3 protein-coding genes are annotated in these 2,061 nt (G+C 29.9%); all 3 read right to left on the bottom strand.

Annotated elements, in window-relative coordinates; genetic code table 11:
* On the bottom strand, positions 1-1,201 hold a 1,201-nt coding region (locus ACRDDY_RS19530; RefSeq protein ID WP_438566576.1), incomplete at its 3' end, for a hypothetical protein.
* 56 nt (positions 1,202-1,257) lie between these two features.
* Positions 1,258-1,446, bottom strand: coding sequence for a hypothetical protein (locus tag ACRDDY_RS19525; protein ID WP_438566575.1), 189 nt, complete (start codon positions 1,444-1,446; stop codon positions 1,258-1,260).
* 128 nt (positions 1,447-1,574) lie between these two features.
* The coding region (locus tag ACRDDY_RS19520; RefSeq protein ID WP_438566574.1) for a hypothetical protein at positions 1,575-2,061 on the bottom strand (487 nt) is incomplete at its 5' end.

Below are 2,061 nucleotides of genomic sequence, written 5' to 3'. Positions count from 1 at the left end.
TGCTAGCCTCTTCAACTTCTTGTTCATACTTAGCCTTGTCATAATCAGCCTTAAACTCTTTTAATGATTCATAATCAGTCATGTCATTTAATTTTCCTTCTAATTCAGCATAAGTAACTTTTAATTCATCTAATTCTTTGACTTCATTTTCATGAGTATCTATTGAATTAAACTTTTCAACTATATGATTTTTAATTTCTTCATCTTCTAATTGGAATAGTTGTGGTGATTCTTCACCTTTCATTTCTCTCCACTCACAAATATAAGACTTTTTATTATCGAAATCTAAAGTTATTACATCTTCTGAAACAGAATATGGAACACCATAATACTGTCTGCAAGAATAATCAGCATTTTCAACTATTGCTATTTTATCTTCAGGCAATATGTCCATAAACCAAAATTCTCTTGCTTGATATGTATCTCCCCAATAATCAGTTCTTTGTACTGTTCTTGAGTTTAACTGAGTTACAACCTGATCTGTTATATTTTCAACTGATAAGCTGAATTCTTGAACTTCAGGATTTACATTTTTATTTTCATTTTCCAAACCATCTTCCTCCTTTTCTTCTACTGAATAAATTTTATCGGTAATCTTATTCACAAAATCTTCATAGTCAGATTTAGAATAAACACTAATGTTGCAACCACCGTTCATGCCTTGTATTACCTCAGAGCCTAATAAAGTTACGGCATTGAATTGGAATTTATTAATGTTGAGAATTCCATCTTCATCTTTTTCAGAATCAAGTACCGTAATCTCCATACTCACGTCTTTGCAACCTTCATTATCTTCAAGTAATTCTAACGTTTCATTGCTGTAACCTTCCCATATATAGGCATCGGCTACCATATGATTTTCTCCATCAATTTCCTCGTATCTAACGTTACAAGACTCAGGGAATATACCTACTGGCGTTTCTAAATAGAAATATTTTAAATCATAACCTTCATCAGTTTTTATAATTTTTGTTATAATATCATGGCTACCAAAATCAATCGCTTCACCATCCTCATTCCTTTTTATATAAGCTAATAACGGTCTGTTTTTTAAACTCTCTTGAGCATCTTCCATAGATTCTTTTGAAAATGAACTTCTATTGCGGTTCTCACCTTCATTCATAATTATTACTTTGCATTTTACTAAACCATCTTGCGAATCTTCTGCGAATAATTTGCAAGGAATATTTTTAACCTTCAATTAAAAACCCTCCTTTCTTAAAAATTTGTATTAAAAAAGCACTATATAAATAGCACTTAGAAAAACATCTTATTATCAACTAAATATTTACTTTTATCTAAAGCAAAGTTTAGTTTCTTACAATCGTCATGAAAAACATAAGCCTTTTGGATTCCCATATTAGTTTCGCATATATATTTGAAACCATTAAGTATTAACTCTTTCTTATCTTCCTCACTGAAACAGTAAATGAATTGATTTTTCATTTTGTTTCCTCCAATTATTAATTTTGCAATCCTTTTAAAGCGATTTTAATATCACATATCATTAAAAGGATTAATTACCTTACAACATACATTCAACCTCTATACATCGACCACATTCAATCTAGCAGTTAGTTCTGCGCCAATGGTGCTTTAGTTGAATCATCTTCGTTTGCGTTAGGTCTTCCATTATCCTTACCACTAGAAGTATGAGCTGACTCCATAGGTTTCATTAAGTCACTTAATCCCATAAGTTCTTCCTGTTTCAATATATTATATACTTGATGTGGTTCATGTCCTTGATAAGCCATTAACACTAACTTAGAATTATACATACCAGCATTTCCAATAGCTAACTTAATCTTTTCATCCTTATTGAATCTAGTTGAATCCACATACACCAATTCAAAATTCTTTAATGCTGAATTAGTTTTAAATACCTCATTGAAAAACAATCTAAACTGTTCAATTAAATCCAATGGTAATAATGAGTCCAATATCTGAGAAAAAATAACACTTTGATTATTATTCTTTGTACCATTAAATAACTCATCATTTATACCTGCAGCATCATATGTAGATTTCTTTAATTTATCAATATAATCTATCTCTTTTGAA

This window comes from Clostridium sp. (assembly GCF_051656525.1).
In the GTDB taxonomy this organism is placed as follows: Bacteria; Bacillota; Clostridia; order Clostridiales; family Clostridiaceae; genus Clostridium.
The sequence above is the reverse complement of the archived record's forward strand: the minus strand, read 5'-3'. Positions and strand labels throughout refer to the sequence as shown.

Bases quoted from the DNA above. Each gene is read 5' to 3' on its own strand.
- ACRDDY_RS19525 (WP_438566575.1), bottom strand. From the start codon at position 1,446: ATGAAAAATCAATTCATTTACTGTTTCAGTGAGGAAGATAAGAAAGAG.